Source organism: Streptomyces sp. NPDC002680 (assembly GCF_042889145.1).
In the GTDB taxonomy this organism is placed as follows: Bacteria; Actinomycetota; Actinomycetes; order Streptomycetales; family Streptomycetaceae; genus Streptomyces; species Streptomyces adonidis.
Genome location: NZ_JBIAQP010000037.1, coordinates 17,274 through 42,247, shown reverse-complemented (window position 1 = coordinate 42,247; position 24,974 = coordinate 17,274). Strand labels below are relative to the sequence as shown.

The window sequence follows — 24,974 nt, the reverse complement described above, 5'->3', positions numbered from 1 at the left end:
TCCCATCCTCGGGGGCTCCGCCCCCGAACCCCCGCTCCTCAAACGCCGGAGGGGCTGACTACCAGCCCGTCCGGCGTTTGAGGACGAGGCCGTTCAGGCCGAAGCGGGGGTCTGGGGGCGCAGCCCCCAGGGATGGGAACGGGTAGGGGCGGCGGGGGCGAGAAAACTCACCCGCGGACCCGGGCCCAGTCCAGCAGGACCAGGGAGCAGAGTGCGGCGAGGGCGCACCAGGTGGACACGAACTCCAGTCGCCACAGTGCCCAGCACACCGGCGCGCCCACACCGGCCAGCATCCCGAACAGCACCAGACGCCGGTCACCGGAGAGGAGCAGCGAGCCGACCGTGGCGAACAGATAGCCCGCGACGAGCAGCCCGGAGTGGGACAGGTCGACGGCGTACCCGACGGTGTGGCCGCGGATGTGGGCCGTCACCGGGTGGTCCGACAGGCTGTACGCGAGTGCCGCGCTCGTCGCGATACCCGCGCCCAGCGGCAGCAGAAGGCGCGACCGCGCGCTCCTGGGCGCCGCGCACAGGACGGCCACCGGTACCCAGAGCGCCAGCAGCGGGAGGGCGATGACGGCCCAGGTCACGGTCGCCGGGCCGGTTCCACCGTCCGCCCGCCAGACCAGGGACTCGACGATCTGGTGGGCCCCGAGGAGCAACGGCAGCGCGGCCAGCGGCAGATCACGGGTGCGGCCCGCCCGCGTCACCGTCGTCACGCACGCCACGCCCACGGCGGCGACGCCCACACCCGCCACCAGGTCCGCCGTCGCACTCCAGCACATCGCGCCGCCACAGGTTCCGTCGTCGCACGCCTCGGCCTCACAGCGGACCACGCCCCGCCTCCAGCCGCACGCCGACGGGTCAGACGGGCCGGTGTGCCACCACCGCGAACATCGTCACCGACATGTGCAGCGCGCCCCGCTCAGCCGCCTCGGTCAGATCCGCGTACAGCCGGTCACGCTGCGCCTCGGTCATCAGCCCGCTCCGTACGGTCGACTCGGCCATCATGCGGACCAACGGCCAGGTCACCGTCCCGCTGTCCTGGATCAGCGCCTGCGAGCCCTGGTCGTCGACCTCCAGCCCCGCGTCGGTCAGCTGACTCAGCAGCCGGCGCCCGGAGTACGGATTGGCCGCCATGGCCAGGACCCCCGCCGTCAGCGCGGCCACCGTGTCGGGGTCACCGGGGTACAGGAGGGCGGTCCCCCAGTCGGAGTCGATGAGCGCCACCCGGCCGCCGGGCCGCAGGACCCGCGCGATCTCGCCGACGGCCTTGTCCGGCTCGGACAGATGTTGCAGGACCCGCTCGCACCAGACCACGTCCACCGAGGCATCGGGCACCGGGAGGGCGAGCGCGTCGCCGTCCAGGAAGCGGACCGCGCTGCCGGCCGCGGCCGCCCGCCGCTCGGCGACCTCGCGCATCACCGGGTTCGCCTCGATGCCCAGCGCGTCGCCGGACGGGGCCACGGCCGCCACCAGGGCCAGGGTCTGCGTTCCCGTGCCGCTTCCGACGTCGATCGCGTGTTCGCCCGGACGCGGGTCGAGCGCGTTCTGTGCCCAGGCGCGCAGCCGTCGTACGCCGTCGGCCGCGTCCTGTGCGTCCAGGCCCGCCACGAGCCTGTCGACGTCCGCCGTGGCGAAGTTGCGCGCGTGGAACTCCGAGGTGGGCCGGGTGTCAGGTGTTTCCCCCATGCGGCCCACTCTAGGAGTCAGGTCCTGCCCGAGCCACCGCTCCCGAAGGAGCCGCTGTTGCCGGGCGACCAGCGCGGGCGGGTCTGGTCGTCGCCGCGTTTGGTGCCGGAGGGGTGGAGGTTGTGCGGCCTGAGCCGCTCGTCCTCGTCCGAGGTCTGCGGCACCTCGTTGGGCTCGCGCCGCTCCCGCTCCTCGTGCACCGCCCCGGACTCCGGCAGCTTCGGCTGCTCGTCCGGCGTGGGCCGCGGTGCCTCCGCGTCCTTCACCCGCACGCCGAACCGGACGGCCCAGATCAGCAGGCCCGCCACGATCAGGCCACCGGCGAAGGCGGCGATCACATTGAGTACGTCGCTCGATGCGGCGAGTACCTGTCCCGTGTCTGCTGCTGCTCGTGCGGTGTTCATGGCCGCCGAGTGCCCACGAAACGATCGGCTACTCACCCGGCCCGCCCGAATCCGACGTACGGGGTGAAAGCCGCGGGTGCGGGAAACGGCCGGACCCCCGTGCCGGCCGCGCCCCCGCACCCGCGGGTCCTGGGGGCCATTTCCGGCCAGGCACCCGTCATGGGCACCGGCGCCCGGGCACACCTCTCGGGGAGGCGCGCGTACCGGAGCACCGGCGTCCAGATGAACCTACGCGCGTCGAGTCGCTGTGTGTATCTCGCCGGTGCCCTCTCTTTCGCGCCGAGGACTCACTCGTGCACGGTCACGTCCGGATGGTCCCGCTTCGCCCGGCCGACGGCGGGTTCGTCGAGGTCGCCGAGGGCCAGATGGGCGAGGACGACCTCGTACAGGTCGCTGCCGCCGGCGAGGAGCTGGCGTTCGAGGACGGGTTCCGCGCTGCGTACGTGGTCGCGCACGGTCTGCGCATGGATGCCGAGCACCTGTGCGGTGCGTTCCGCGTTGCCACCGGCGGCGATCCAGGTGCGGACGGTCCGCCGCAGGTCCCGGGTGTCCGCGGCGAGGCGGCCGAGGAGACCGTCCGCCCAGGCCAGGAGCGGGTCGGTGCGCAGCAGTTCGGTCACACCGGCGGGCGGGGTCGCGGGCGGGCGCGGTCCGTCGGGGACGGCGGCCTGGGTGTTGAGGGCGAGTTGGACGGCGGCCCGGGTGGTGAGGTCCGAGAAGTCGGCGTCGAGCAGGCCTTCCACGCGTTCCATCCGGGCGCGCACGGTGTTGCGGCTGACGCCGAGGATGATGGCCGTCTTGACGGCGGTGAACGAGAAGCCGAGGCGGGTGGTGGCGAGGAGTTCGGCGCGGGTGTGGTGGGGCAGGTCGTCGAGGGGCCGCAGCAGCCGGTCGGCCCAGCCGCGCAGGGCGAGGGGGTTCATCAGCCGCTCGGGGTGGGTGCGTTCGGCGTACACGGCGGCCCGGTCCGGGCGGAAGCGGGCCACGGCGAGCGCGCTGACGGCCTGTCCGTACGCCGTGGCGGTCTGGACGAGGTTCTGCCGGACGCTGCCGCCGATGAAGGTGTCGGTACGTTCGCCGACGACCGAGCGCAGTTCCGGACCCGCCCTGTCCTGGCCCCGCTCGATGGGCGCCACGACGATCAGATGCTCGTCGACTGCCGGGCAGCGGACGATGAGGGCGTGCCCCTCCGCCGCCTCCTGGCACTCCTCGGCGAGATCGTCACGTCGTGCGGCGTGGACCTCCAGGACGTAGACGCAGGCGGTGTCGGTGTCGAACAGGCCGGGCCAGAGGCCGGCGGCGACCCGGCGGGCCGCGATGATGTCGCCGACCATGAGCAGTTGGAGGATGGCGAGCCGGAGGTCGGAGGTCGCCCGGTCGAGCCGGCGTTCGGCGCTGATCGTCTCGCGTTCCCGCAGGAGCAGTTCGAGCACCCAGACCGTGCGGGCGACGATGTCGGTGGCTCGCTGGTCGAAGGGCCGGCTGCGGGCCACCGCGAGCACGCCCTTGGTGACGGGGTGGCCGAGTCCGGCCAGGCGGACATGGCGTCCCTGGGTGTGCACCGCTGCAGAAGCGATTCTGCCGGTGGCCACGTCCATCACGAGGTCGTCGGCGGCGGGCAGCCGGTCACCGGCGAGGAGGGTGCCGGTCACGTCCTGGAGGGAGACCTCGGCGTCGATGGTTCCGGCGAGCCAGGCGGTCACTCTGCCGATGTCACGGGTGGCCGGCCGCAGTTGGTCGAGGAGTTCGTCCGCCCAGCTGCCGGAGGCGCCTACGCCGTCGTGCCCGTAGTCGGTCCCGCTGCCTGCCACGACGCCTCTCCCCTGGTCCATCACGTTCACACCGCTTCCCGGTCCGGAATTTACCTCACGGAGGGCATAGGCTCGGTGGATGGCAAGGTACTTCGACGTCCATCCCGACAACCCGCAGCCCCGCACGATCAGTCAGGTGGCCGACAGCATTCGCTCCGGTGCGCTGATCGCGTATCCGACGGACTCCTGCTTCGCGCTGGGGTGTCAGCTCGGCAGCCGTGACGGCATCGACCGCATCCGGTCGATCCGGCAGCTCGACGACCGTCACCACTTCACTCTCGTGTGCCGGGACTTCGCCCAGCTCGGCCAGTTCGTGCAGGTCGACAACGACGTGTTCCGGGCCGTGAAGGCGTCCACGCCGGGCAGTTACACGTTCATTCTCCCGGCGACCCGCGAGGTGCCGCGCAAGCTGCTGCACCCGAAGAAGAAGACCGTGGGCGTGCGCATCCCGGACCACACGGTCGCGCAGGCCCTGCTGGCCGAACTGGGTGAACCCCTCCTGTCCAGCACCCTCCTCCTCCCCGACGAGAAGGATCCGCTGACGCAGGGCTGGGAGATCAAGGAGCGGCTCGACCATGTCCTGGACGCGGTCGTCGACTCCGGGGACTGCGGCACGGAGCCGACGACGGTCATCGACTTCTCCAGCGGCGAGGCCGAGATCGTCCGCCGGGGCGCGGGCGACACGTCACGTTTCGAGTGACGCCTCCCTGACCTCGTACGCCCCGAGTTCGTCCCGCGCGCGGGAGGCCGCTCCGACGGCCACGGCATCGCTGCCGAGCCGGGCCCGTACGACGCTGACGGGCCGTCCGCTGACGGGCGGCTCGGCGGCGAGGGCCGCACGGACGGCCGGTTCGAGCAGATGCCAGGCACGGCTGACACCGCCGCCGACGACATAGGCGGTGACGTCCACCAGTCCGGCGGTGATGAGAATCGCCCGGGCGAGGGCAGCACCCGCCTCCTCGTAGACGACGGCCGCGTCGTGGTCATCGCCGTCCGCGGCTGCCGCGACCGCCTTCGCGCTGAGCCCGGCGCGTCCGGTGCGTTCGCCGTACCGCCGCCCGATCGCCCGCCCGGAGGCAAGCGTCTCCAGATGCCCACGGCCACCGCACGTACAGGGCAGATCGCCGAAGCCGGGTACGTGCCCGATCTCCCCGGCGGCCCCGTGCGGACCCTCGTACAGCGCCCCGCCCATCCACAGCGCCCCACCGACCCCGGTGCCCAGTGTCATACCGAGCACATGGGGTACGCCCGCCACGGCCCCCTTCGTCGCCTCGCCCCGCAGAAACGCGTTGACGTCGTTGTCCAGGTACGCCGGAACCCCGAGCGCGCCCCGGATCGCAGCGGTCACCTCGAACCCGGCCCAGCCGCGGAAGGAGTCGCTGACAACGAGCACGCGCCCGGCGTCCGCGTCCACGATCCCCGCAGCGCCGACCCCGACACCGAGAAGCCGGGCCGGCGTCCGGGCGAGAAGCCCGGCGAGCGCACCCAACGCCGCGTCGATCATGGCCTGTCCGCCGTGCGCCGCCGGAGTGGGCACCTCGGCCCGCGCGAGAACCGCGAGGTCGGACGCGCACAGCACGACCTGGGTGCTCGTACCGCCGATGTCCACACCGGCGTACACCGCGGGGAGGGGGAGGGTCACGCGGCGGCCCCCGTTGCACTGGAGGTGGTCGCGGCCCGACGTTGCGGGAGCGGGTCGGGCGCGGCGGCGACGAGGCGCGGGGTGCAGTCCGTACCGGGGCACCGGGAACTCGTCACGTCGAAGCCCTCCTTCCACCGACCGCCAGGGCAGCCAGGTGCTCCGTCCGGCGCCTGCGCTGCGGAATCGGGTCGGGCACCGGGACCACGGCGATCAGGCACCGGGCGCAGTCCGCGCCGGGGCGCAGAAGATTCGTCGCGCCGGAGCCCCGTTCCGCCGAGGACGAGGGCGGCCCGGCATTCCGTGCGACGCCGCCATTGCGGGACCGGGGCTTCGCCGATCGGACGCCGGGCATGGCCCACACCGGGATGCAGAGAGGTCGTCATGCCAAGGTCCCCGTTCCGCCGAAGACGAGGGCGGCCCGGCATTCCGTGCGACGCCGCCATTGCGGGACCGGGGCTTCGCCGATCGGACGCCGGGCATGGCCCGCACCGGGATGCAGAGAGGTCGTCATGCCAAGGTCCCCGTTCCGCTCACCGCCGACGCGGCCCGCCGTTGCGTCCGGCGTTGGCGCTGCACCACCGGATCCGGCACCGGAACGGCCGCGATCAGGCGTCGCGTGTAGTCCGTGCCGGGGTGCAGGAGAGTCGTTTCCGTCGGGCCCTGTTCCTCGACCTGTCCGGCGCGCATCACGACCACTCGTTGTGCGAACTGCTGGACAACGGCGAGGTCGTGGGACACGAAGAGGCAGGCGAAGCCCAGTTCGTCCTGGAGTTCGCTGATGACTTCGAGGACCGTCTGCTGGACGCTCACGTCGAGGGCGCTCGTCGGTTCGTCGGCCACCAGGAGCCGTGGTTCGAGGACGAGCGCACGGGCCAGGCTGACCCGCTGTCGTTGCCCGCCGGACAGCTCGCGCGGCCCGCGCCCCGCCAACTCCCTTGGCAGCCGCACCCGTTCGAGCACCTCGGCGACCCGCGCCCGACGCTCCGCCGCCGACATGCCCCGGCGGTGGACGCGCAGCGGCTCGGCAACGCACTCGCCGACGCTCATCCGCGCGTCCAGGGACGCCACCGGGTCCTGGAGGACCACGCCAACCCCGGCCAGCAGAGCGCGCCTTGCGCGTCCCCGGGCCCGGCCGAGGTCTGTGCCGAAGAGCGCGACCGAGCCGGACGCGGGGGCAACCAGGCCCAGAGCTACCCGCGCCGCCGTCGACTTGCCGGAGCCGGACTCCCCGACCAGGCCCACGGTTTCACCGGGGGCGACGGTGAGGGAGACGTCCTGGAGGGCCCGTACGGTACGGCGGCCACGGCCGAAGTGGACGGAGATGTGCCGGAGTTCGACCACGGGAGCGTCGGTGGGGGCCTCGGGTGCCGCCACAGGCACGTCCCCCGGCTCGGCGACCGTCAGTCTCTTGGGACCGGCGCCCGGGAACCGCTCCGGCCCGCCCCCCGACTCAGCCACCGCCATCCCCTCGGAGCCAGGACCGGAGAACCGCCCCGCTCCCTCCCCCGACTCGGCAACCCTGAGTCGCGGCACAGCCGACAGCAATCGGCGCGTGTACTCGTGCGCAGGCCGCAGCAGCACCTCTTCGACCGGGCCCGTCTCGACGATCTCCCCCTGGAGCATCACGGCGACCCGGTCGGCGAAGTCCGCGACCACGCCCATGTTGTGCGTGACGAGCAGGACGCCGGTGCCGGAGTCGGCGGCCAGGGCGCGCAGGAGGTCGAGGATCTCGGCCTGGACGGTGACGTCGAGAGCGGTGGTCGGCTCGTCGGCGATGAGCAGGCCGGGCGAGTTGGCGATGGCCATGGCGATGACGACGCGCTGGCGCTGGCCGCCGGACAGCTGGAAGGGGAAGGCGGAGGCCCGTCTCTCCGGGTCGGGGATGCCTACGCGGCGCAGGAGATCGACCGCTTCCGACGCGGCCTCCTTGGCGGAGAGGGGGCGGTGGTTCCGTATGACCTCGGCGATCTGGGCGCCGATCCGGGTGAGCGGGTCGAGAGCTGTGGCGGGCTCCTGGAACACCATCGATGCCGTACGGCCGCGCAGGCGGGCGAGGTCCGCCTCACTCGCACCTACGACATCCACTCCCCCGATCTCGACCCGGCCCGTCGCCCGTGCGTTGCCCGACAGCAGGCCCAATGCGGCCAGCGCGACCGTCGACTTGCCGGAGCCCGACTCGCCGACGAGGGCGAGGGTTTCGCCGGGGCGGACGTGCAGCGACACCTCGCGGACGGCGGGTACGTCACCGGTCTCCGTGGTGAAGGTGACGTCCAGGTTCTCGATCTCCAGGATGTTCATCCACGCCCCTTGACGTCGAAGGCGTCGCGCAGCCCGTCGCCGATCGCGTTGAACGCGCAGACGACGAGGATGATGGCGAGGCCCGGCGGAACGATGAGCCACCAGCGGCCCGAGTACGCGGCGGTGAGGCCGGCCGACAGCATGCCGCCCCAGTCGGTCGACGGCGGTTGCACGCCGAGGCCGAGGTAGGAGACGTACGCGACGAGCAGGATCGCGTCGGCGACCTGGAAGGTGGCCGCGACGACGATGGTCGACACCGAGTTGGGCAGGATGTGCCGGGCGATCGCGCGGCCGTGCGTGCCCCCGATGGCACGCAGGGTGAGGACGTAGTCGCGGTTCTTCAGGGTCAGGGTTTCCGCTCTGATCAGGCGGGACGGGACCAGCCAGGACACCAGGCCGAGGATGACGATCAGGCCGAGGGTGTCCGGAGTGGTGATCGCGGAGACGACGAGCAGGATGAACAGCGCCGGGATGGCGATGCCCGCGTCGACGACCCGCATCATCACCGCGTCGATCCAGCCGCCCGCATAGCCCGCGATCGCTCCCCACAGCGTGCCGATGACGGTGGCGAGGATGCCCGCCGCGAGACCGACGAGGAGGGACACCTTCCCGCCGTACATCAGCCGCCCGAGTTCGTCGTGGCCGACGGCGTCCGTGCCGAGCCAATGGGAGCCGCTCGGGGCGAGGTTGACCTGGGTGAGGTCGGTGTGGGTCTGGTCGGTGGAGTAGAGGAACGGGCCCACGAAGCAGAAGAGGAGGAACAGGACTACGACCGCCAGTCCCGCGACGGCGAGCCGGTTGCGCGCGAACCGACGTAGCGGCAGGCGGTATCCGGCGACCGCCTCCGTCGGTGGGGTCGTCGTCCGGAGTACGGCGCTCATGCTCGGCCTGCCTTCACTCGGGGGTCGACCAGTCGCTGCACGATGTCGGCGAGCAGCGTGCCGACGACGGTCGCGACCGAGATGACGAGGACGCAGCCGAGCAGCACCGGGTAGTCGGAGGACTGGGCCGCGCTCCAGAACAGCAGCCCCACTCCTGGGTAGTTGAAGAGCTGCTCGACGACGAGCGCGCCGCCGAAGAGCACGGGCACGTAGTAGCCGAGCATCGCGACGACGGGCGTGAGGGAGTTCCGGAAGACGTGCCGACGCAGGATGGCGCCCTGCCGTGAGCCGCCCGCCCGCGCTGTGCGGACGTAGTCCTCGGAGAGGTTCTCCAGAGTCGCGGCACGCATGTAGCGGCTGAAGACGGCGACCATCGAGGCGGCGCCGGCGACGACCGGCAGGACCAACGCGTTGGGCTGGGCGAGGACTTGCCCAAGGGTCTCGCCCTGGGGTGCCTGGGACGGGAACCAGGGCAGCAGTTGGGTGAAGACCAGCACCAGGATCAGGCCGAGGAAGTAGACGGGGGTCGCGTACGCGACGAAGCCGAGCGTGGTGATGACGTAGTCGACGGGCTTGTTGCGCCGCACCGCCTGCCACATGCCGAGCGGGATCGCGAGGAGCAGCCCGACGAACGCGGACAGGACAGTCAGGACCAGGGTCTTGGGCAGGCGCTGTTCGATGAGCGCGGAGACGGACTCGTTGAGGGTGTACGAGGTGCCGAGGTCGCCGTGGAGCAGCGTGCCCAGGTAGTGGACGTACTGGACGGGCAGTGCCTGGTCGAGGCGTTGTTCGTGGTTGAAGGCGGCGATCTGCTGGGCGGTGGCCTGCGGGCCGAGGATCCCGCGTGCGGGACCCCCGGGCAGCGCGTGCAGGAGGCAGAAGACCACCACGGTCACGATGAGGATCACCGCGAGCGCCTGGAGGACCCGCCGGGTCAGGTAGAGGAAGGTGTCCATGCGAGGGGCCTCAGCTGGTCCACTTCCACTGGGCGGGATGGAAGTTGGCGAGCGAGTCCTGGGAGAAGCCGCCGAGGCCGTTCTTGACGACGGAGATCTGGTAGACGGGCTCGGGCAGCCAGACCACGGGCAGGTCCTTGGCGAGGGCCGAACTGTAGTCCTGGATGGCCTGGTTGGACGTGGACGTGGTGGAGGCGGTGATCAGCTTGTCGACGTCCGGGTTGGAGTAGTTGCCGAAGTTCGAACCGCCCTTGGTCTGGAAGAGCGAGTCGCCGGTCGGGAAGGCGTTGAAGTACCAGCTGCCGGCCGTGCCGAAGAAGGAAAGCTGCCACTTGCAGATGGCCTGGCTCGCGGTGCACTGCGGGGTCTGTGCCAGCACGGAGTTGACGGGCGCGGTCTTGATGGAGAACTTGATGCCGGTCTTGGCGAGGGACGACTGGATCGCGCTCATCATGTTGTCGGTCACGGTCGAGCCGGACTGCGACAGCACCTGTATCTCGAACTTCGTTCCCTTGGCGACGCCTTCACCGCACTGGGTCGCTCCTGTGCCCGCGTCCGTGCAGACCATGACCCCGCCCTGTTCCGTCCAACCGTGGCTAGCGAGAAGGGACTTGGCCTCCTCGGTGGAGAAGGGGTACGGGTTGCTCTTCTGTGTGGCGGAGAGGAAGTCGGAGGACTGGGCCTGCGGGATCGGGCCGTAGCCGGGCACGGCGGTGCCGTTGAAGATGACCTTGGCGAGACCGGCCTGGTCGATGGACTTCTGGACGGCCTGGCGGGCGTACAGCTGCTTGAACACGGCGCCCATGGTGGGGTTGTTGAAGTTGTACGGCAGATAGGTGATCGCCCAGCCCGACCAGGGCTGCACGGCGTAGCCCCGGTTGGTGAAGCTGTCCTTCTGGTCGAGGTCGGTGGCCTCGATGTAGCCGTAGTCGACGCTTCCGGAGCGCAGGGCGTTCTTCTCGGCGTCCGCAGTCGTGAACGGGAGGAGGTTCACGGTGGCGATGTTCGGCTTCTCGCCGCCGTCGTACTTCTTGTTGGCGGCGAGGACGACTTTCCCGGAGGTGGCGAACGACTTGATCGAGTAGGGGCCGCTGATGGTCTTCCACAGGGCGTCGCTGTCGTAGCCGGAGATGTTTTTCGCGGCCGTGTTGAGGTACGTCCACACCTGCTTGGCGCCCGCGGCCGTGCGGTCGGCGTCCGTCACAGCGGCCGAGGCACCGGTCTTGTCCCACGCGTGCTGGGGCAGCGGCGTGATGGCACTCAGCTCGTTGGCCAGCATCCACTGGGAGTTGTAGGCCTTGTCGAAGGTGATCGTGAAGTGCCGGTCGTCGACGGTCTTGAACGCGGTCCAGTTGTCGGGGGCCTTGCCGGGGTTGTAGCCGGCCCACTCCGCCTTGTTCGCCTTGATGACGTTGAACCAGAACTCGACGTCCCGTGCCGTGATCGGCTTGCCGTCGCTCCAACTCCGGTCGCCGAGCGTGATGGTGACGCTCTTTCCGTCGGCGGCGAAGTCCGCGGCGGTGGCGATCGACGCCTTCTTGTTCCAGGCGATCTTCCCGGTGGAGCCGTCGTACGCGATGAGCGGCTCCCACAGGCTGGCCGCTATGGAGTTGTTGTTGGTGTTGAGGTGCGCCGCGGTGCCGATCGGCAGGATCCAGTTCGGGGTGAAGTTCGCGGGCAGGGCGTAGTTGATGGAGTCCTTCGACTCGGACGACGTGTCACTCGTGCCGGAACAACCTGCGAGCAGCAGCGCGCTCGCCGAGACGATGACACCGGCGACGAGCGCGGTGCGAGCAGGGGACGACATGGTTCTCCTCGGATCACCGGAGATGTGATGGGCGATTGATGAGCCAGTCAACGACTCGCGGGTACGAAGAAACAGACGCACCGCTGTAAAAAGCCTGTTTCTGCTGTTCTGGAAAAAGCCGGAGAGGGCGATCACCGACGTACGCTCGTCACTCGAAGCCCCGTCGTCGGAAGTTACTTCGCCCATGACCGAAAAAAGTGCCTCGCACCGAAGGGCCGCTCCAGGTGTCTCCTCGCTGGCCGAGCGCGTGCTCGAACTGCTGTCCTCCGGGCAGGCGACGACCCGGACCGAGCTGGCCGATCTGCTCGGCGCCGCGCCCTCGACGATCTCCTTCACCGTCGGCCAGCTGGTGACCCACGGGCTGGTCGCGGAGCACGGCACCCGGTCCTCCACCGGCGGGCGGCCCCGGAAGGTGCTGCGGCTCGGCGGCAGCGACGGGTTCGCGGTCGCGGCGGACCTGGGCAGCCGACATGCCCGGGTCGGGGTGGTGTTCCCCGGGGGCGGGCTCACCGATGTGTCGACGGTGCCGTTCGCCACCGCCGAGGGCCCGGAGGCGGCCCTGCCCGGTCTCGCGGAGACCCTGGAGACGCTCGCCGCCCGGCACGGCCGGGAGCTGCTGCGGGGTGTCGGGCTGTGCCTGCCGGGCCCGGTGGACGTCGAGTCGGGCGTCGTCACCCTCCCGGCGCGGATGCCCGGCTGGAACAGGTTCCCGGTGCGGGCCTGGCTGGAAGACCGCTTCGGTGTCCCGGCGGCGATCGAGAACGACGCCAACTGCATGGCCGTCGGCGAGCACAGCGTCCAGCCCGCCGAACGGCGCCAGTCGATCATGGTCAAGATGGGCTCCGGCATCGGCGCCGGTGTCATCGCCGACGGCCGGCTGTACCGGGGCGGCACCGGAGCGGCCGGCGAGATCACCCACGTCCGCGTCGAGAACGAGAACGGCACACCCTGTTCGTGCGGCAACACGGGCTGCCTGGAGACGGTCGCGTCGGGGGCGGCGCTGGTGCGGATCCTCCGGGAGCGGGGCGCCCGGGTCGACTCCATCGAGGACGTCGTCAAGCTGGCCATGGACGCCGACCCGGAGGCGACCGGTGCCGTGCGCCGCGCCGGCCGTTATCTCGGCACGGTCCTGTCGGCGAACGTCAACTTCTTCAACCCCGACGCCGTGTATCTCGGGGGTCTGCTGTCGACGCTGGAGCCGTTCGTCGCAGCGGTACGCAGTCAGCTGTACGAGGGCTGCCATCCGCTGGTGACCGAGCAGTTGGTGATCGAGCGGGCGAGTCTCGGCGCCGACGCCGGACTGGTCGGCGCGGGCCAGTTCGCCCTGCAACGGGCGCTGGCGCATGCCCTGGCGGCCCTGACCGGGCCCTCCCCTTCCTCTCACTCCTGAACCTCTGCACCCCTGAATTCTGCGAGGAGCCATGCCCCAGTCCCGTACCGCCATAGCCCGTCCGGTGATCGCCGTCGCCGGGCTCGGTATCGAGTCGTCGACCTTCTCCCCCGCGCGCACCGAGGCGCCCGCGTTCCATCCGCAGCGCGGCGCGGACGTGCTCACGCGTTACCCGTTCCTGGCTCCCGGTGAGCCGTTGCGGGAGGCGGCCGAGTGGCGGGGAGCGCTGGTCGGCAAGGCGCTGCCCGGCGGGACGGTGACGGCTGCAGCGTTCGCACAGCTCTCCGACGAACTCATCGACCAGCTGCGGGAGTTGGGCCCGCTCGACGGCCTCTGGTACGACATCCACGGCGCGATGACCGTGGAGGGTGTCGATGATGCCGAGGTGGTTCTGCTGGAACGGATCCGGGAGGTCGTCGGCCCGGACGTGATCGTGTCCACGTCCATGGATCTGCACGGCAATGTGTCGCGCGAGCTGGCTCATCAGAGCGATCTGATCACCTGCTACCGGATGGCCCCGCACGAGGACCACATGGAGACCAAGGAGCGGGCGGTACGGAACCTGGTGGACGTCCTGGTCAGCGGCGCCCCCCGGCCGGTCAAGGCCTGGATCCCGGTGCCGGTGCTGCTGGCCGGTGAGCAGACCTCGACGCGTATGGAGCCCGCGCGGAGCGTGTACGCGGCCGTCGACGAGGTGGAGGCGGCCGAGGGTGTGCTGGACGCCGCGATCTGGGTCGGGTACGCGTGGGCGGACGAGCCGCGCAACCGGGCCGCGGTCGTCGTCACGGGGTTCGACGAGGCCGCCGTGTCCGCCGGTGCCGAGCGGCTGGCGCGCGGTTTCTGGGAGGCGCGGAGCAGGTTCGCGTTCGTCGCGCCGACGGGCTCGCTGGACGCGTGTCTGGACGAGGCGCTCGCGTCGGACGCCCGGCCGTACTTCATCAGCGACACCGGCGACAACCCGACGGCGGGCGGTGCGGGTGATGTGACCTGGGGGCTCGGGCGTGTCCTGGACCGGCCCGAGTTCAAGGACCCGGACGGTCCGACCGTGATCTACGCCTCCGTGCCGGGGCCCGCCGCCGTCGAGGCCGCGGTGGCGGCGGGTGTCGGGGCGGTCGTCACGGTCACCGCCGGTGCCGAGGTGGACGACCGGCATGCCAGGCCGCTCACCATGACCGGGGTCGTGCACGCGGTGCGGCACGGGGACCGGGACGCCGGGACCGAGGTCGTGCTGCGGGTCGGCAGCGTGCACGTGATTCTCACGCGGCTGCGGAAGCCGTACCACCACGAGAACGACTTCACCGACCTGGACCTCGATCCTCGCGGGGCCGATCTTGTCCTCGTCAAGATCGGCTATCTCGAACCTGAGCTGTTCGACATGGCTGTGGGGTGGAAGCTGGCGTTGACCCCCGGTGGTGTCGACCAGGACTTGGGGCGGTTGGGGCATCGGCGGATTCGGCGGCCCATGTTTCCGTTCGATGCGGAGATGGGGGAGCCGGATCTTGCGGCGAGGATCGTTCCGCCGTCCGACGAGCCGCTGGGAGGGGCCGACGAATAGGGGGCTCGTGGCGGTGCGGGGTGCGCGCGGGGCGTGGGCTGTGCATGGTGGTAGGGAGTCCGGTCGAGCAAGGAGACGTCATGCCGATCAAGAGCTCTGATTCGTCCTCTCCGTCCGACGACAGCACGACCCCGGACGCCCTGCTGCACACCGGTTCCGAGCATGGGGCGTCCGCGGAGGATCTGGTGCTTGCGACGGGACGGGATGTGACTCCGCGAAGTCTTGCGTGGGCGGAGCGGAAGTTGGCGGAGGAGGGTTCTGCTGCGTTGGACAAGTTGCTGCCCTAGGGGTTCGTTGTTGGGTGCGGGTCCGGTGGGGGCTGGTCGCGCAGTTCCCCGCGCCCCTAAAAACGGGCGCGTTGTCGGACTGCGCGACTTCATTGGACCGCCTGGTTCTGCTGCACCGCCATCGGATCGAAGGTGATCCTGGTACGCACACCGTGCTCTGCCCAGGTCACCTCTACCGTCGTGTCCGTCACCTCGACCTCGGAGATCACCTGCTCGGGTACCAGCGGGGTCGGGTCCGCCGTGAGAGTCGCCAGAGCCACGTACAGGGACGCGCCCTCGCCTGTCAGGCGGGGGACGACGGCCCAGCGGGTGTAGGCCGTGCCCTGGGGGGCCCGGGTCTCCTCCGCCTCCGGGGTCCAGCCGTGCAGGGCGTGGAGCGTCGATGTCAGTGGCTCCTCGGGGCCCGTCGCCCAGCCGGTCTGCGTGACTCGGGTCCCCGCCGGGGCGCCGATCACCCGGTGGACTCGGAGTTCGTGACGGCCCCGTACCACCGTGACGCTCTCCACCCGCAGACCCGGCACCATGGGCGGGCCCGCGGTGAAGACCGGGCGGTGCCAGGAGGCCGCCCAGCCCCAGTCGTCCTCGTGGCCCGCGCCCAGGGGGTGGATACGGCGGCGGACGCTGCCACGGCCTGCGATCTCCACGGAGAGGTGGTTGTCGGCGATGTTGGCGGGGGCGGTCGGTCCTGAGTGGGTCGAGTAGGCCTGGCGGCCGTAGTGCGGGTCGTTCTCGGCCGCCGTCTCACCCTCGTGCGGGCGGACGTGGTCGCTGCCGTGGTTGTGGAGCCGTACGATCCCGTCCGCTCGGGTCGACTGCACCAGCAGGCCGGGGGCGGGCAGCGACAGTACCCGGTCACTCTCCTCCACCGGTGCCTGTTCCTCGCGGGCCGTCCAGAGGGGGGCGTCGGCGGGGGCGAGCAGGGAGACGAATGCCTTCGAGGCCCAGTACGGGGACGCCGGGCCCGAGTATGTCTGGAGGGTGGCCTGGTGGGGGCCGTGCCAGCCGAGGGTCAGCAGGCCGTCCTCCGTCAGGGCGCCCCGGTCCAGGAAGTGGCGGAGGCTGCCGCTGATGAGGCGGCGGCTGGTTCCTGGCGACAGCGGGGTGTCGCCGGTGAGGGCGCCCAGGCCTACGGCCGCCGATGCGGCGAAGCGGTACGAGAGGGAGCGGCCGAAGTGGATCGGGGCGCCGTCGCCGCCGAACATCAGACCGAAGCCGTCCAGGTGTTCGCGTAGACGCGGGCCGTAGCGGGCGGACAGTTCCTGGTCGTCGCCCAGGTGGGCGTCGAGCACCGGGTACAGGTGCAGGGCCCAGCCGTTGTAGTGGTCGAAGGCCCGGCCGTCGCCGTCGGCGTACCAGCCGTCGCCCCGGTACCAGGTCTCCATCAGCTCCTGGGCGCGTTCGCGGGCCCTCGTCGTCTCCGCGTCGCCGCGTCCGACGGACTCCAGGAATCCGGCGACCGTGTAGGGGAAGAGGTACCAGTTGTTCGGGGCCGGCGAGTGGCGCAGCGAGCCGCGCAGCCATTCCTCCGCCCGGTCCTGTACGGCGGAGTCGAGCCGTTTCCACAGCCAGGGCGCCGTCAGCCGCAGGCCCAGGGCCACGGAGGCCGACTCGACCATCGGCTGGCCCTGGACGTCGTGGTCGAGGATGAGCGGCCAGGACTCGGTGTCCGCGCGGCCGGGGGTGCGGGTGCCCGCCGCGAGGCCCTGGGCGTAGCGGTCGAGCCAGCCGTGCGGGTCGTCTCCGCCCGCGCCCGCTACGCGGAAGGCGGCGGCGAGGAAGGTGCGGGCGTAGCCTTCGAGGCCGTCGGAGCGCACGCCCGAGCGTGACGGGACGCCGGGCAGGTCGAGCAGGGCTCCGCCGGGGGTGCTCCAGCGCCAGGCGGCGGCCAGCAGTCCGTCGGCCACAGCCTCCCAGTGGGCCCGCGTGTAGCCGGTATGCGGGCTCGACTCGCGGTCCTCGGGCGGGAGTTCGAAGGGGATGCCGCTGCTCCTGTTGCGGGTCGTGCTGCTCATGCGAGGAAGGCCAGCCTTTCGCGTCGTACGGGATGGCGGAATCCGGCGCCGGACGCCCAGTGTTCCGTCTCGCCGACGGCGAGGTCGGCAAGGCGGCGCCACTCGTTGCCCTGGGAGCCGGCGAGGTGCGGGGTGAGGAGCGCGTCGGGGCACGTCCACAACGGGTGCTCGGGCGGCAGGACTTCGGGATCGGTGACGTCGAGCACGGCACGGATACGGCGTGCCCGGACGGCGTCGGTGAGGGCGTCCTGGTCGACGACTCCTCCCCTTGCGGTGTTGATGAACACGGCGCCCGGGCGCATGGAGTCGAGCAGGGTACGGCTCACCAGGCCCCGGGTGGCGGGCAGCAGGGGAGTGTGCAGACTGACTGTGTCGCAGCGGGCGAACAGGGCGTCCAACTCGACGCGTTCCACGCCGAGTTCAGCGGCGTCCGCGTCGGTGACGTAGGGGTCGTACAGGAGGATCTCGAAGTCGTGGGGGTGGAGGAGTTCGATGACTCGGCGGCCTACCAGGGAAGCAGAGACGATGCCCACGGTCCGGCGGTAGTTGCCGATCGTGCGGGAGGTGCGCAGCCAGTCGTCCCGGGTCTGGGTGGTGGCGTACGCCTCGGCCCGTTCCAGGACGTGTTTGCCGGTGAGCAGGATCATGGCGAGGGTGTACTCGGCCACCGGCAGGGCGTTCGCGGCGGCGGCGGACGACACTTCGATGCCGCGTTCCCAGCACGCCTCGGTGACATGCGGGCGCACGCTGCCCGCCGTGTGCACGACCGCCCGCAGCCGGGGCGCCGCCGCGAGGGCGTCGGCGTCGAGTACGGGGCAGCCCCAGCCGGTGACCAGGAGGTCGACGTCGGCGAGGATCTTGCGGGCGCGCTCGGTGCCGAAGTCGTCCAGGACCGGCAGCGGAGCGAGGTCGCAGACGGCGGCGAGGGCGGTCAGGGAGGCGGGGTCGAGGACGGCGGCCGCGGCGTCCGGGGACATGGCGAGGGCGGCGCGGGGGCGGAAGCCGGGGCCCGGCGAGGACACGGTCATTCGGGGTCTGGTACTCCTTGCTGTCGACAACTCCGCTGCGACCACCACTACTTGACGGAGCCGGCGGTCAGGCCGCTGCGCCAGAAGCGTTGCAGCAGGGCAAAGGCCAGGATGAGCGGGATGACGGCGAGCAGGGAGCCCATGATCACCACCGGGTAGTACTCGGGCGACACGGAGGCCGAGCTGTTCCACTGGTACAGGCCGAGGCTGACGGGATAGAGGTCCTGGTCGGAGAGCATCACCATGGGCAGGAAGAAGTTGTTCCAGATGGCGGTGAGCTGGAAGAGGAACACCGTGACCAGGCCGGGGCCCAGCATCCGCAGGGCCACCCGTACGTAGGTGGTGAGTTCGCCCGCTCCGTCGACGCGGGCGGCCTCAAGGACCTCGTCGGGGACATAGCCCTGGCTGAAGATCCGGCCGAGGTAGACGCCGAACGGGTTGAACAGGACGGGGATGAACACGGCCCAGTAGGTGTTGACGAGGCCGGCCTCCGAGGCCATCAGGTACAGCGGCAGCGCGAGCACGGTCTGCGGCACCATGACTGCGGCCAGCACCAGGCCGAACAGCTTCTCCTTGTGCCGGAAGCTGAACTTGTCGAAGGCGTAACCGCAGGCCACGCTCACCAGCGCACCGATCCCGGCGCCGAGGACGGCGTACAGCAGGCTGTTGCCGTACCAGCGGCTGTACAGGCCGTCGTCCATCGCGAACAGGTCGCGCAGGTTCTGCACGAAGGAGAAGTCGCTCAGCGACAGCAGGTTGCTGCTGAACAGCGCGTCCCGGTTCTTGCCGGCGGCGAGGACCAGCCACAGGACGGGCAGCAGGGTGTAGAGGACGGAGAGCGTGACGACCACGTTGACCGTGGCCCGGCCGAGCAGGCGCGGGCGCATGAGGGTGCTGTCGCCGGTGCTCATCGGGCCGTCTCCTCGGGGGTGTTGGCGCGGCTGGTCCAGCGGGTGACGCCGTACGACAGGGCGATCGTGCAGACGAGCAGGACGACCGAGGCGGCTGCCGCCAGGCTGTAGTTGTTGCGGGTGAAGGCGGCGTCGTAGATGTACATGCTGGGCGAGAAACGGGAGTTGATCATCGGGGAGGACTGGCTGAGCAGCATGGGTTCGGTGAACAGCTGCAGCGCCCAGATGAGGGTGAAGATGGCGACCATGACGATCGAGGTGCGGACGAGGGGTGTCTTGACCTGGAGTGCGGTGCGGACGGGCCCGGCGCCGTCGACCACCGCCGCCTCGATGACTTCCCGGGGTACGGCCTGGAGGGCGGCGTAGAAGACGACCATGTTGTAGCCGAGGTTGCTCCACAGGGCGATGTTCACGATCGACGGGAGCACGGTGTGGATGCCGAGGAAGTCGATGGTGATGTCGGCCTTGGCGAACAGGTCGATGACCGGGCTGATGCCTGGTGTGTAGAGGTACAGCCAGATGAGGGCGGCGATGATGCCGGGCACGGCATGCGGCAGGAACAGGCCGAGTTGGGCCCAGGCGCGCAGCCGTACGACGCCGGAGTCGAGGAGCAGGGCGAGGGCAAGCGCGCCGATCACCATCAGGGGGATGTAGATCAGGCAGTACAGGGCGACCGTGGCGAGCCCGGACAGGAACGTCGGGTCGGTGAGGACGGCGGCGTAGCTGCGCAGGCCGACGAAGATCGTGCGTTCGGGGCCGAAGCCGAGGCCGGGCTGGTCGTCGCTGAAGAAGCTCAGGTAGACCGCCGTGCCCACGGGGATCAGGAAGACGGTGACGAGGAGCGCGAAGAAGGGGGCCATCAGGACGGCGCACGCGACGAGTTGACGTCGGTGGGCCCTCTTGCGGGCGCGCTGGGCCGAGACCGGGACGGCGGCGCGGGAGGCGGTGGCGGGCACAGTGGGCTGGGCCTGGGTGGTCGCGGTCATGGGGTGTCACCTGCCTTTCGGGCGGCGGACCGTGCGGAGGTCGCGGCTCATGTGCTGTGCTGCGTGGTCGACAGGCCGAGTGCCTTCAGGTCGGGCATCGTGCCGTCCTGGGCCGCGCGTACGGAGTCGATGAGGGAGCCCTGGCCGCCGCCGACGCGGGCGAAGTTGTCCTGCATCACCCGCTGGGTGGCGGTGAAGCGGGGGCCCCAGACCCAGCCGTCGCGGATCTTGTGGGCCTCCTCCTCGAAGAGGGTGTAGATGTCCTGGCCGCCGTAGTAGGAGCGGTCGAACGCCTCTCGGCCCACCGTGACCAGTGCGGACGCGGCCGGGTACTGGCTGCTGGTGCCGCTGGAGAGGCGGGCGCGCAGCGCGTCGGGGTGGGAGACCTGCCAGGCGATGAACTCCAGGGCGGCTTCCGGGTGTCGGCTGTCCTTCGTGACCGCGAAGGTGGAGCCGCCGTGGGTACCGACGGACGGGCGGCCTGTGTCCCACTGGGGCAGCGGGGCGATCCGCCACTGGCCGGCCTGTGCGGGGCGTGCCTTCATCTGGGCGCCCGCCTCCCAGGCGCCGGTGAGCCGGGTGAGGACCAGTCCGTCGGCGATCTGCGCGTCGGACTGTCTGCTCTCGACGGCGTTCGCGAAGACGAGGTCCTCGTCGATGAGGCGCTGCCAGTAGGCGGCGACGCGCCGGGTGGGGGCGTCGGCAAGGGAGACGTTCCAAGCACCGCCGGTGGTGTCGAACCACTGGGCGCCGGCCTGCCAGGAGTAGGCGGCGAACTGGGTGCCGCCGTCCGTGGGGAAGAGGACCAGCCGCCGGCCCGGCAGTTTGCGGCGGACGGCGCGGGCCAGTTCCTCGAACTCCGCCCAGGTGCCCGGCACTTCGAAGCCGTGCTCGGCGAACAGGTCGGCTCGGTAGTGCATGACCATCGGTTCGACGTCCAACGGGACGCTGAACACGCGCTGTTCGAAGGTGGTGAGGCCGAGGGCCTGGGGCAGCAGCTTGGCACGCAGTTCGTCGCTGACCATGGAGGTGAGGTCGCGGGCGACTCCGTCGATGGCGAAGCCGGGCACCTGCGGATATTCGATGGTGGCCACGTCAGGAGCGTTGCCCGCGCGGGCCGCGTTGCTGAGTTTGGCGTAGCCGCCCTGACCGCCGGACGGAACCTGCTGGTAGTCGACCTGGATGCTGTCGTGGGTGCTGTTGAAGGCGTCCACCACCTCCTGGCTGCCGCGCAACGCGGACCAGAAGGTGATGCGGGTAACTTTCCCGCCGGCGGCGCGCGAGGCGGAGTCCGCTCCCCCGCTGCAGGCGCTCACCGCGCCTGCCAGCGGTAATGCGGCCATCGCGGTGAGCACGGACCGACGGCTTCGTCGACGGGGGTTCTGTCGACCAGGCATGGGTGCCTCCCGTCCTGTTCGATCGAGATACGGGAATCCTCATCGGCCCACCAGAAACGGTCAATAGAGCGATCAGAAGAAAATAAAGCGGTCAAACGATCGCTACACACTGCGGGTCGACCCACGCACCTTCAGCTCCGGCAACAGTTCGATCCGCCGCGCCGGCGCCGTCCCACCGCCCCGCGGGTCCCTCAGCCGGTGCAGAAGCAGTTCGGCGGCGGCCCTGCCGACCTCGCCCTTGGGCGGGGACACGGCGGTGAGGGGGGTGCTGCCGAGGGCGGCCACGACATCGTCGTACGCGACGACCGAGCAGTCCTCCGGCACGCGGACACCCTGCGCGGCCAGCTCCTGGACCAGCATCAGCGCGTCCACGTCGCCGTGCAGCACACAGGCCGTGGCATCCAGTTCGCGCAGGACGCCGGGCAGGTCGACGGACGGACGGTCCGCGCCGGCCGAGCGATCCGGGCCCGCGTCGGGCGAACTGAGGGTGAGGGTCCAGGCGTCGAGTTTCGGGTGGGCCCCGGCGATCTCGGTGAGGGCGGCGCGCAGGGCCCGTGCGGTGGGGCTGTCGTCGCGGGTGGCGAAGACGATCCTGCGGTGGCCGAGGGCGATCAGGTGCTCCACGGCGAGATGGGCGCCGTACCAGTGGTCGGAGCAGACCGAGTCCAGGGCGTGCAGCGCGCTGCCGGGGCGCGGTCTGCGCTCCATCAGGACCGTCGGCACGCCCAGCCCGCACAGCCACTTCGCGTCGGCCTCCTCGTCGGCGAGGGCGCGCCAGCGCGGAGCGATCAGGACACCCCGGGCGCCGTCCGCCAACGCCCGCTCCACCAGGGGGTGTTCGGCGCCGGCGACCTGCGGGGCGATGTGCAGGGCGATGCGCACACCGGCCTCCTCCAGGACCGGGCGGGCGCCGTGCAGGGTCTCGTAGAGGTAGGAGTGGCGGGCGGGTACGACCAGGACGACGGTGTCGCCGTCCTCGGGTGCGGTGACGTGCTCGGACGAGGCGTCCGGTGCGGGGAGGGTGGAGCGGGCGATGCCGTGGCCGCGCCGGAGTCTGCCCTCGCGGGCGAGTTCCTCCACGTCCCGGCGGACCGTGACCACCGAGACCTCCAGCTCGGCGGCGAGATCGGTCACCCGGGCCGAACCGCGTGCCTGCACCGCGGCCAGGATCCGCTGCCGCCTCAGTTCGACCGGCTCGCGCATACCGTTCGCTCCATGTTCGGTCCGCCCGATGTTCGTTTGAACGCTTTGTCGCGCAGCATAGCGATCGGCGGGCCGGACGGCGGCACCACTACCGGAATAAGGGGTTCCGACCGGGTCTCATCTTTTCCAGCCGACCCTGACCTTCAGTCAAGAAATATTCACCGAATACTCGTGGTAACTGCTTGCTTTACTCTCACTTGAGGCGAGAATTTCACCCCTCAACATGCTGCACCTCGGGGGGAATTGGCATATGCAAGGAACAATTGACGGATTCAGTTACGGGTTCGTCACCCCGGTGGCCGCCTACGTCATGGCCTGCCTCGGGAGCGCCCTGGGTCTGCGCTGTGTGGTCAGATCACTGCTCAACCAGGAATCGTGGAAACCGGGTTGGCTGGCGCTGGGAGCGGCGGCCATCGGGTGCGGAATCTGGACCATGCATTTCATCGCGATGATCGGGTTCCAGGTCGAGGAGACCGCGGTCCGATACGACGTCGAGCTGACGGTCACCAGTCTCGCCGTGGCGATAGTCGTCGTCGGTATCGGTGTGTTCGTCGTCGGCTATCGCGGCGCCACGCCCGCGGCGCTCTCCGTCGCGGGCACCATCACCGGTCTGGGTGTCGCCGCGATGCACTACCTCGGCATGGCGGCGCTCCACCTCAACGGCGAAATCCACTACGCCATGGTGACCGTGGCGCTCTCCGTGGTGATCGCCGTCGTCGCCGCGACGGCCGCGCTGTGGGCGGCCGTCTCCATCCGGGGCTTTCTGACCAGCCTCGGGGCGAGCCTGGTGATGGGGGTGGCCGTCAGCGGGATGCACTACACGGGCATGGCCGCCGTGAGCGTGCATCTGCACGACTCGGGCGGCACCACCTGGGCCGGTGACTCGCCGACCTCGCTGCTGCTGCCGATGCTGATCGGCCCGGCCATCTTCCTGCTGCTGGCGGCGGTCGTGGTGATGTTCGATCCGCTGTTGGTCCTGGGCGACGGCGAGTGGGGCGGAAAGGGTGCCCAGCAGCAACCCGCGCAGGACACGCGGCAGATACCGAGGCAGCCCTCGGCCAGGCAGGGCAAGGAGCAGCCGTCCCCGGGTTGGCAGCAGAATCCGACTTCCACCCGGACGGATCTCCGGCTGTAGGACATTGCTACGGTGCCCCGATGGTTGACTCCTCACGGGCTGACTCCGTACGGGCCCACTCGTCCCGCGACACCCCCGAGGGCGCCGGCTGGGGCGCCGAAGATCCGGGCACCTACCGGGAGTTGATGCCCAGTCGGGTCGAGAAGCTCTCGTGGATCAACCCCCGGACACTGTGGCCGGCCCGCAACGGCATCCTGGCCTCCTGGTTCGGGGACCCGACGGGCCGTACCCGGAGCCGCTGGGCCGAACAGCGCACGGCCGCGGGCGCTCCCGCCGACAAGGTCGTCCGGCGCAGCGATCCGGACCGTTTCTCCTTCATGGTGATCGGCGACACGGGCGAGGGCGACGCACCCCAATACGCCGTCGTCCCGGGCTTTCTGACAGTCGGTCAGGACACGGCGTTCACCGTGCTCGCCAGTGACGTGATCTACCCGGTCGGGGCGACCGACGACTACAACACCAAGTTCTTCCGTCCCTACCAGGACTATCCGGCGCCCATCTACGCGATACCGGGCAACCACGACTGGTACGAGGACCTGAACGGGTTCATGCGCGTCTTCTGCGACGCCCCGCCCCTCCCGGCGGAACCCGCGCCCCGCCCCCTCACCCGGGCCTGGCTGCGAGGGCTGCTGTGGCACAGACCGAGCCCCGTCGACGAGCAACGCCTCGCCGAGGCAAGCAAGTTGAGGTCGGTTCCCGCCCAACAGGCCGTCCAGCCGGGCCCGTACTGGGCGATCGACGCCGGACCCGTGCGGATCATAGGCATCGACACCGGTCTGCTGGGCACGCTCGACGCCGAACAGGGCCGCTGGCTGAAGGAGGTGTCCGCCGGGCCGGTCCCGAAGATCCTCGTCACCGGGTCGCCCCTGTACGTGGACGGCGAGCACCACCCCTGCCCGATCGAGGGCGGCGGCACGGTCGACGACCTCGTCCGCGATCCGGAGCGGAACTTCGTGGCCGCGATAGGCGGCGACATCCACAACTACCAGCGCTATCCGGTGGACGTGCACGGCCGGAGGATCCAGTACGTCGTCTCGGGTGGCGGCGGGGCTTTCATGCACGCCACGCACACCATCAAGCGCGTCTCGGTCGCCGATGTCACCGAGGACGACTTCCGCTGCTATCCGCTGCGCGGCGACTCGCTGGCCTTCTACAGCCGCGTCTACGGCCGACGGCTGCACCTGCGGCGCTTCTTCACCCTCTCCGAGGCCGAGGCGACGGCCGTGATCGCCGAGCGCCTGGGCATCCGTCCGGCGCGCGCACCCGGCGAGGACGTCCGGCTCACCTGGCGCATCCGGCTGGTCGCCGGTCTGCTGGGCGCGGCCCGCCGTCCCGGCCGTACTCGGCGTTTCCGGCTCCCGGTCCGGAAGGCGTACACGCAGCTCTTCTCGCCGAGTTCGGCGACGTACAGCCCGCCGTTCTTCAAGAGCTTCCTGCGTCTCGACGTGTCCCCGGAGGCGGTCAGGCTGCGCTGCTTCTCCGCGACCGGCAAGCTCGGTCAGGAGCTGGATCCGCCGGTCGAGGACGAGGTGACCATCCCGCTGACCCGGTCGCCTGGCACAATCGACGGCGTGTGAAC

Annotated in this window: 21 protein-coding genes; 6 read left to right on the top strand and 15 right to left on the bottom strand. The window is 70.7% G+C overall.

The window, feature by feature from the left end:
* Nucleotides 1-167: 167 nt before the first annotated feature.
* The 4 genes from ACFYXF_RS51170 to ACFYXF_RS51155 all read right to left on the bottom strand — a co-directional run bounded on the left by ACFYXF_RS51170 (nt 168) and on the right by ACFYXF_RS51155 (nt 3,928).
* Nucleotides 168-785: a DUF6629 family protein gene (locus ACFYXF_RS51170; RefSeq protein ID WP_389361199.1), complete on the bottom strand. Its 618-nt coding sequence runs from the start codon at nt 783-785 to the stop codon at nt 168-170.
* A 79-nt stretch (nt 786-864) separates the two neighbouring features.
* The gene (locus ACFYXF_RS51165) at nt 865-1,692 is read right to left on the bottom strand and encodes a methyltransferase domain-containing protein (protein ID WP_389361193.1); all 828 of its coding nucleotides are present in this window, start codon (nt 1,690-1,692) and stop codon (nt 865-867) included.
* 17 nt (nt 1,693-1,709) lie between these two features.
* The gene (locus ACFYXF_RS51160) at nt 1,710-2,096 is read right to left on the bottom strand and encodes a DUF6479 family protein (protein WP_389361191.1); all 387 of its coding nucleotides are present in this window, start codon (nt 2,094-2,096) and stop codon (nt 1,710-1,712) included.
* A gap of 287 nt (nt 2,097-2,383) precedes the next feature.
* A complete protein-coding gene (locus ACFYXF_RS51155) occupies nt 2,384-3,928 on the bottom strand; it encodes a helix-turn-helix domain-containing protein (protein ID WP_389361189.1) in 1,545 nt (514 codons plus the stop codon).
* Nucleotides 3,929-3,986: 58 nt separating this feature from the next.
* Here ACFYXF_RS51155 and ACFYXF_RS51150 point away from each other — a divergent pair, with 58 nt between their 5' ends.
* Nucleotides 3,987-4,607 carry an L-threonylcarbamoyladenylate synthase gene (locus ACFYXF_RS51150; RefSeq protein ID WP_235472576.1) on the top strand — a complete coding sequence of 207 codons (621 nt, stop codon included), beginning with the start codon at nt 3,987-3,989 and terminating at the stop codon, nt 4,605-4,607.
* Here the strand turns inward: ACFYXF_RS51150 and ACFYXF_RS51145 are convergent.
* From ACFYXF_RS51145 to ACFYXF_RS51125, 5 genes are all read right to left on the bottom strand, one after another.
* Nucleotides 4,593-5,528 (bottom strand): ROK family protein, encoded by a 936-nt coding sequence (locus ACFYXF_RS51145; RefSeq protein WP_389361197.1) that lies wholly within the window; start codon nt 5,526-5,528, stop codon nt 4,593-4,595. The two genes, ACFYXF_RS51150 and ACFYXF_RS51145, sit on opposite strands and share 15 nt — an antisense overlap.
* A 528-nt stretch (nt 5,529-6,056) precedes the next feature.
* The gene (locus ACFYXF_RS51140; protein WP_389361186.1) at nt 6,057-7,847 is read right to left on the bottom strand and encodes a dipeptide ABC transporter ATP-binding protein; all 1,791 of its coding nucleotides are present in this window, start codon (nt 7,845-7,847) and stop codon (nt 6,057-6,059) included.
* Nucleotides 7,844-8,728, bottom strand: a complete 885-nt coding sequence (locus tag ACFYXF_RS51135; RefSeq protein WP_389361184.1) for an ABC transporter permease — start codon at nt 8,726-8,728, stop codon at nt 7,844-7,846. Before ACFYXF_RS51135 ends, ACFYXF_RS51140 begins: the two co-directional genes overlap by 4 nt.
* Entirely contained in the window at nt 8,725-9,684 is a 960-nt protein-coding gene (locus tag ACFYXF_RS51130; protein WP_389361182.1) for an ABC transporter permease, read from the bottom strand. Before ACFYXF_RS51130 ends, ACFYXF_RS51135 begins: the two co-directional genes overlap by 4 nt.
* A 10-nt stretch (nt 9,685-9,694) precedes the next feature.
* Nucleotides 9,695-11,491 (bottom strand): peptide ABC transporter substrate-binding protein, encoded by a 1,797-nt coding sequence (locus ACFYXF_RS51125; RefSeq protein ID WP_389361180.1) that lies wholly within the window; start codon nt 11,489-11,491, stop codon nt 9,695-9,697.
* Between the two features lie 184 nt (nt 11,492-11,675).
* On the opposite strand from ACFYXF_RS51125, the gene ACFYXF_RS51120 reads away from it, so the two are divergent.
* From ACFYXF_RS51120 to ACFYXF_RS51110, 3 genes are all read left to right on the top strand, one after another.
* Nucleotides 11,676-12,881 carry an ROK family protein gene (locus ACFYXF_RS51120; protein WP_389361178.1) on the top strand — a complete coding sequence of 402 codons (1,206 nt, stop codon included), beginning with the start codon at nt 11,676-11,678 and terminating at the stop codon, nt 12,879-12,881.
* Nucleotides 12,882-12,912: 31 nt separating this feature from the next.
* Nucleotides 12,913-14,436 carry a M81 family metallopeptidase gene (locus tag ACFYXF_RS51115; RefSeq protein WP_389361176.1) on the top strand — a complete coding sequence of 508 codons (1,524 nt, stop codon included), beginning with the start codon at nt 12,913-12,915 and terminating at the stop codon, nt 14,434-14,436.
* An 80-nt stretch (nt 14,437-14,516) separates the two neighbouring features.
* Nucleotides 14,517-14,723 (top strand): hypothetical protein, encoded by a 207-nt coding sequence (locus ACFYXF_RS51110; protein WP_389361174.1) that lies wholly within the window; start codon nt 14,517-14,519, stop codon nt 14,721-14,723.
* Nucleotides 14,724-14,812: 89 nt separating this feature from the next.
* On the opposite strand, the gene ACFYXF_RS51105 is transcribed toward ACFYXF_RS51110, so the two are convergent.
* The 6 genes from ACFYXF_RS51105 to ACFYXF_RS51080 all read right to left on the bottom strand — a co-directional run bounded on the left by ACFYXF_RS51105 (nt 14,813) and on the right by ACFYXF_RS51080 (nt 22,260).
* Nucleotides 14,813-16,735: a DUF2264 domain-containing protein gene (locus tag ACFYXF_RS51105; protein ID WP_389361172.1), complete on the bottom strand. Its 1,923-nt coding sequence runs from the start codon at nt 16,733-16,735 to the stop codon at nt 14,813-14,815.
* A complete protein-coding gene (locus ACFYXF_RS51100; RefSeq protein ID WP_389361170.1) occupies nt 16,732-17,763 on the bottom strand; it encodes a hydroxyacid dehydrogenase in 1,032 nt (343 codons plus the stop codon). The genes ACFYXF_RS51105 and ACFYXF_RS51100 overlap by 4 nt, the downstream gene beginning before the upstream one ends.
* A gap of 47 nt (nt 17,764-17,810) precedes the next feature.
* Nucleotides 17,811-18,674 carry a carbohydrate ABC transporter permease gene (locus ACFYXF_RS51095; protein WP_389361168.1) on the bottom strand — a complete coding sequence of 288 codons (864 nt, stop codon included), beginning with the start codon at nt 18,672-18,674 and terminating at the stop codon, nt 17,811-17,813.
* A complete protein-coding gene (locus ACFYXF_RS51090; protein WP_389361166.1) occupies nt 18,671-19,660 on the bottom strand; it encodes a carbohydrate ABC transporter permease in 990 nt (329 codons plus the stop codon). The genes ACFYXF_RS51095 and ACFYXF_RS51090 overlap by 4 nt, the downstream gene beginning before the upstream one ends.
* A 47-nt stretch (nt 19,661-19,707) precedes the next feature.
* Complete coding sequence (locus ACFYXF_RS51085; protein WP_389361164.1) at nt 19,708-21,057, bottom strand: ABC transporter substrate-binding protein; 1,350 nt, start codon at nt 21,055-21,057, stop codon at nt 19,708-19,710.
* Between the two features lie 102 nt (nt 21,058-21,159).
* Entirely contained in the window at nt 21,160-22,260 is a 1,101-nt protein-coding gene (locus ACFYXF_RS51080) for a substrate-binding domain-containing protein (RefSeq protein ID WP_389361162.1), read from the bottom strand.
* 250 nt (nt 22,261-22,510) lie between these two features.
* Here ACFYXF_RS51080 and ACFYXF_RS51075 point away from each other — a divergent pair, with 250 nt between their 5' ends.
* Both ACFYXF_RS51075 and ACFYXF_RS51070 read left to right on the top strand, forming a co-directional pair.
* Nucleotides 22,511-23,395, top strand: a complete 885-nt coding sequence (locus ACFYXF_RS51075; protein WP_389361160.1) for an MHYT domain-containing protein — start codon at nt 22,511-22,513, stop codon at nt 23,393-23,395.
* A 20-nt stretch (nt 23,396-23,415) separates the two neighbouring features.
* The gene (locus ACFYXF_RS51070; RefSeq protein ID WP_389361158.1) at nt 23,416-24,972 is read left to right on the top strand and encodes a metallophosphoesterase family protein; all 1,557 of its coding nucleotides are present in this window, start codon (nt 23,416-23,418) and stop codon (nt 24,970-24,972) included.
* The last annotated feature ends 2 nt before the right edge of the window (nt 24,973-24,974 follow it).

What these genes read in the sequence shown, in the direction of transcription:
- ACFYXF_RS51150 (WP_235472576.1), top strand. Translation starts at nt 3,987, where the DNA reads ATGGCAAGGTACTTCGACGTCCATCCCGACAACCCGCAGCCCCGCACG.
- ACFYXF_RS51120 (WP_389361178.1), top strand. Translation starts at nt 11,676, where the DNA reads ATGACCGAAAAAAGTGCCTCGCACCGAAGGGCCGCTCCAGGTGTCTCC.
- ACFYXF_RS51110 (WP_389361174.1), top strand. Translation starts at nt 14,517, where the DNA reads ATGCCGATCAAGAGCTCTGATTCGTCCTCTCCGTCCGACGACAGCACG.
- ACFYXF_RS51170 (WP_389361199.1), bottom strand. Translation starts at nt 785, where the DNA reads ATGTGCTGGAGTGCGACGGCGGACCTGGTGGCGGGTGTGGGCGTCGCC.
- ACFYXF_RS51115 (WP_389361176.1), top strand. Translation starts at nt 12,913, where the DNA reads ATGCCCCAGTCCCGTACCGCCATAGCCCGTCCGGTGATCGCCGTCGCC.
- ACFYXF_RS51140 (WP_389361186.1), bottom strand. Translation starts at nt 7,847, where the DNA reads ATGAACATCCTGGAGATCGAGAACCTGGACGTCACCTTCACCACGGAG.
- ACFYXF_RS51070 (WP_389361158.1), top strand. Translation starts at nt 23,416, where the DNA reads ATGGTTGACTCCTCACGGGCTGACTCCGTACGGGCCCACTCGTCCCGC.
- ACFYXF_RS51075 (WP_389361160.1), top strand. Translation starts at nt 22,511, where the DNA reads ATGCAAGGAACAATTGACGGATTCAGTTACGGGTTCGTCACCCCGGTG.
- ACFYXF_RS51160 (WP_389361191.1), bottom strand. Translation starts at nt 2,096, where the DNA reads ATGAACACCGCACGAGCAGCAGCAGACACGGGACAGGTACTCGCCGCA.
- ACFYXF_RS51105 (WP_389361172.1), bottom strand. Translation starts at nt 16,735, where the DNA reads ATGAGCAGCACGACCCGCAACAGGAGCAGCGGCATCCCCTTCGAACTC.
- ACFYXF_RS51100 (WP_389361170.1), bottom strand. Translation starts at nt 17,763, where the DNA reads ATGACCGTGTCCTCGCCGGGCCCCGGCTTCCGCCCCCGCGCCGCCCTC.
- ACFYXF_RS51155 (WP_389361189.1), bottom strand. Translation starts at nt 3,928, where the DNA reads ATGGACCAGGGGAGAGGCGTCGTGGCAGGCAGCGGGACCGACTACGGG.
- ACFYXF_RS51085 (WP_389361164.1), bottom strand. Translation starts at nt 21,057, where the DNA reads ATGCCTGGTCGACAGAACCCCCGTCGACGAAGCCGTCGGTCCGTGCTC.
- ACFYXF_RS51090 (WP_389361166.1), bottom strand. Translation starts at nt 19,660, where the DNA reads ATGACCGCGACCACCCAGGCCCAGCCCACTGTGCCCGCCACCGCCTCC.
- ACFYXF_RS51080 (WP_389361162.1), bottom strand. Translation starts at nt 22,260, where the DNA reads ATGCGCGAGCCGGTCGAACTGAGGCGGCAGCGGATCCTGGCCGCGGTG.
- ACFYXF_RS51130 (WP_389361182.1), bottom strand. Translation starts at nt 9,684, where the DNA reads ATGGACACCTTCCTCTACCTGACCCGGCGGGTCCTCCAGGCGCTCGCG.
- ACFYXF_RS51135 (WP_389361184.1), bottom strand. Translation starts at nt 8,728, where the DNA reads ATGAGCGCCGTACTCCGGACGACGACCCCACCGACGGAGGCGGTCGCC.
- ACFYXF_RS51125 (WP_389361180.1), bottom strand. Translation starts at nt 11,491, where the DNA reads ATGTCGTCCCCTGCTCGCACCGCGCTCGTCGCCGGTGTCATCGTCTCG.
- ACFYXF_RS51165 (WP_389361193.1), bottom strand. Translation starts at nt 1,692, where the DNA reads ATGGGGGAAACACCTGACACCCGGCCCACCTCGGAGTTCCACGCGCGC.
- ACFYXF_RS51095 (WP_389361168.1), bottom strand. Translation starts at nt 18,674, where the DNA reads ATGAGCACCGGCGACAGCACCCTCATGCGCCCGCGCCTGCTCGGCCGG.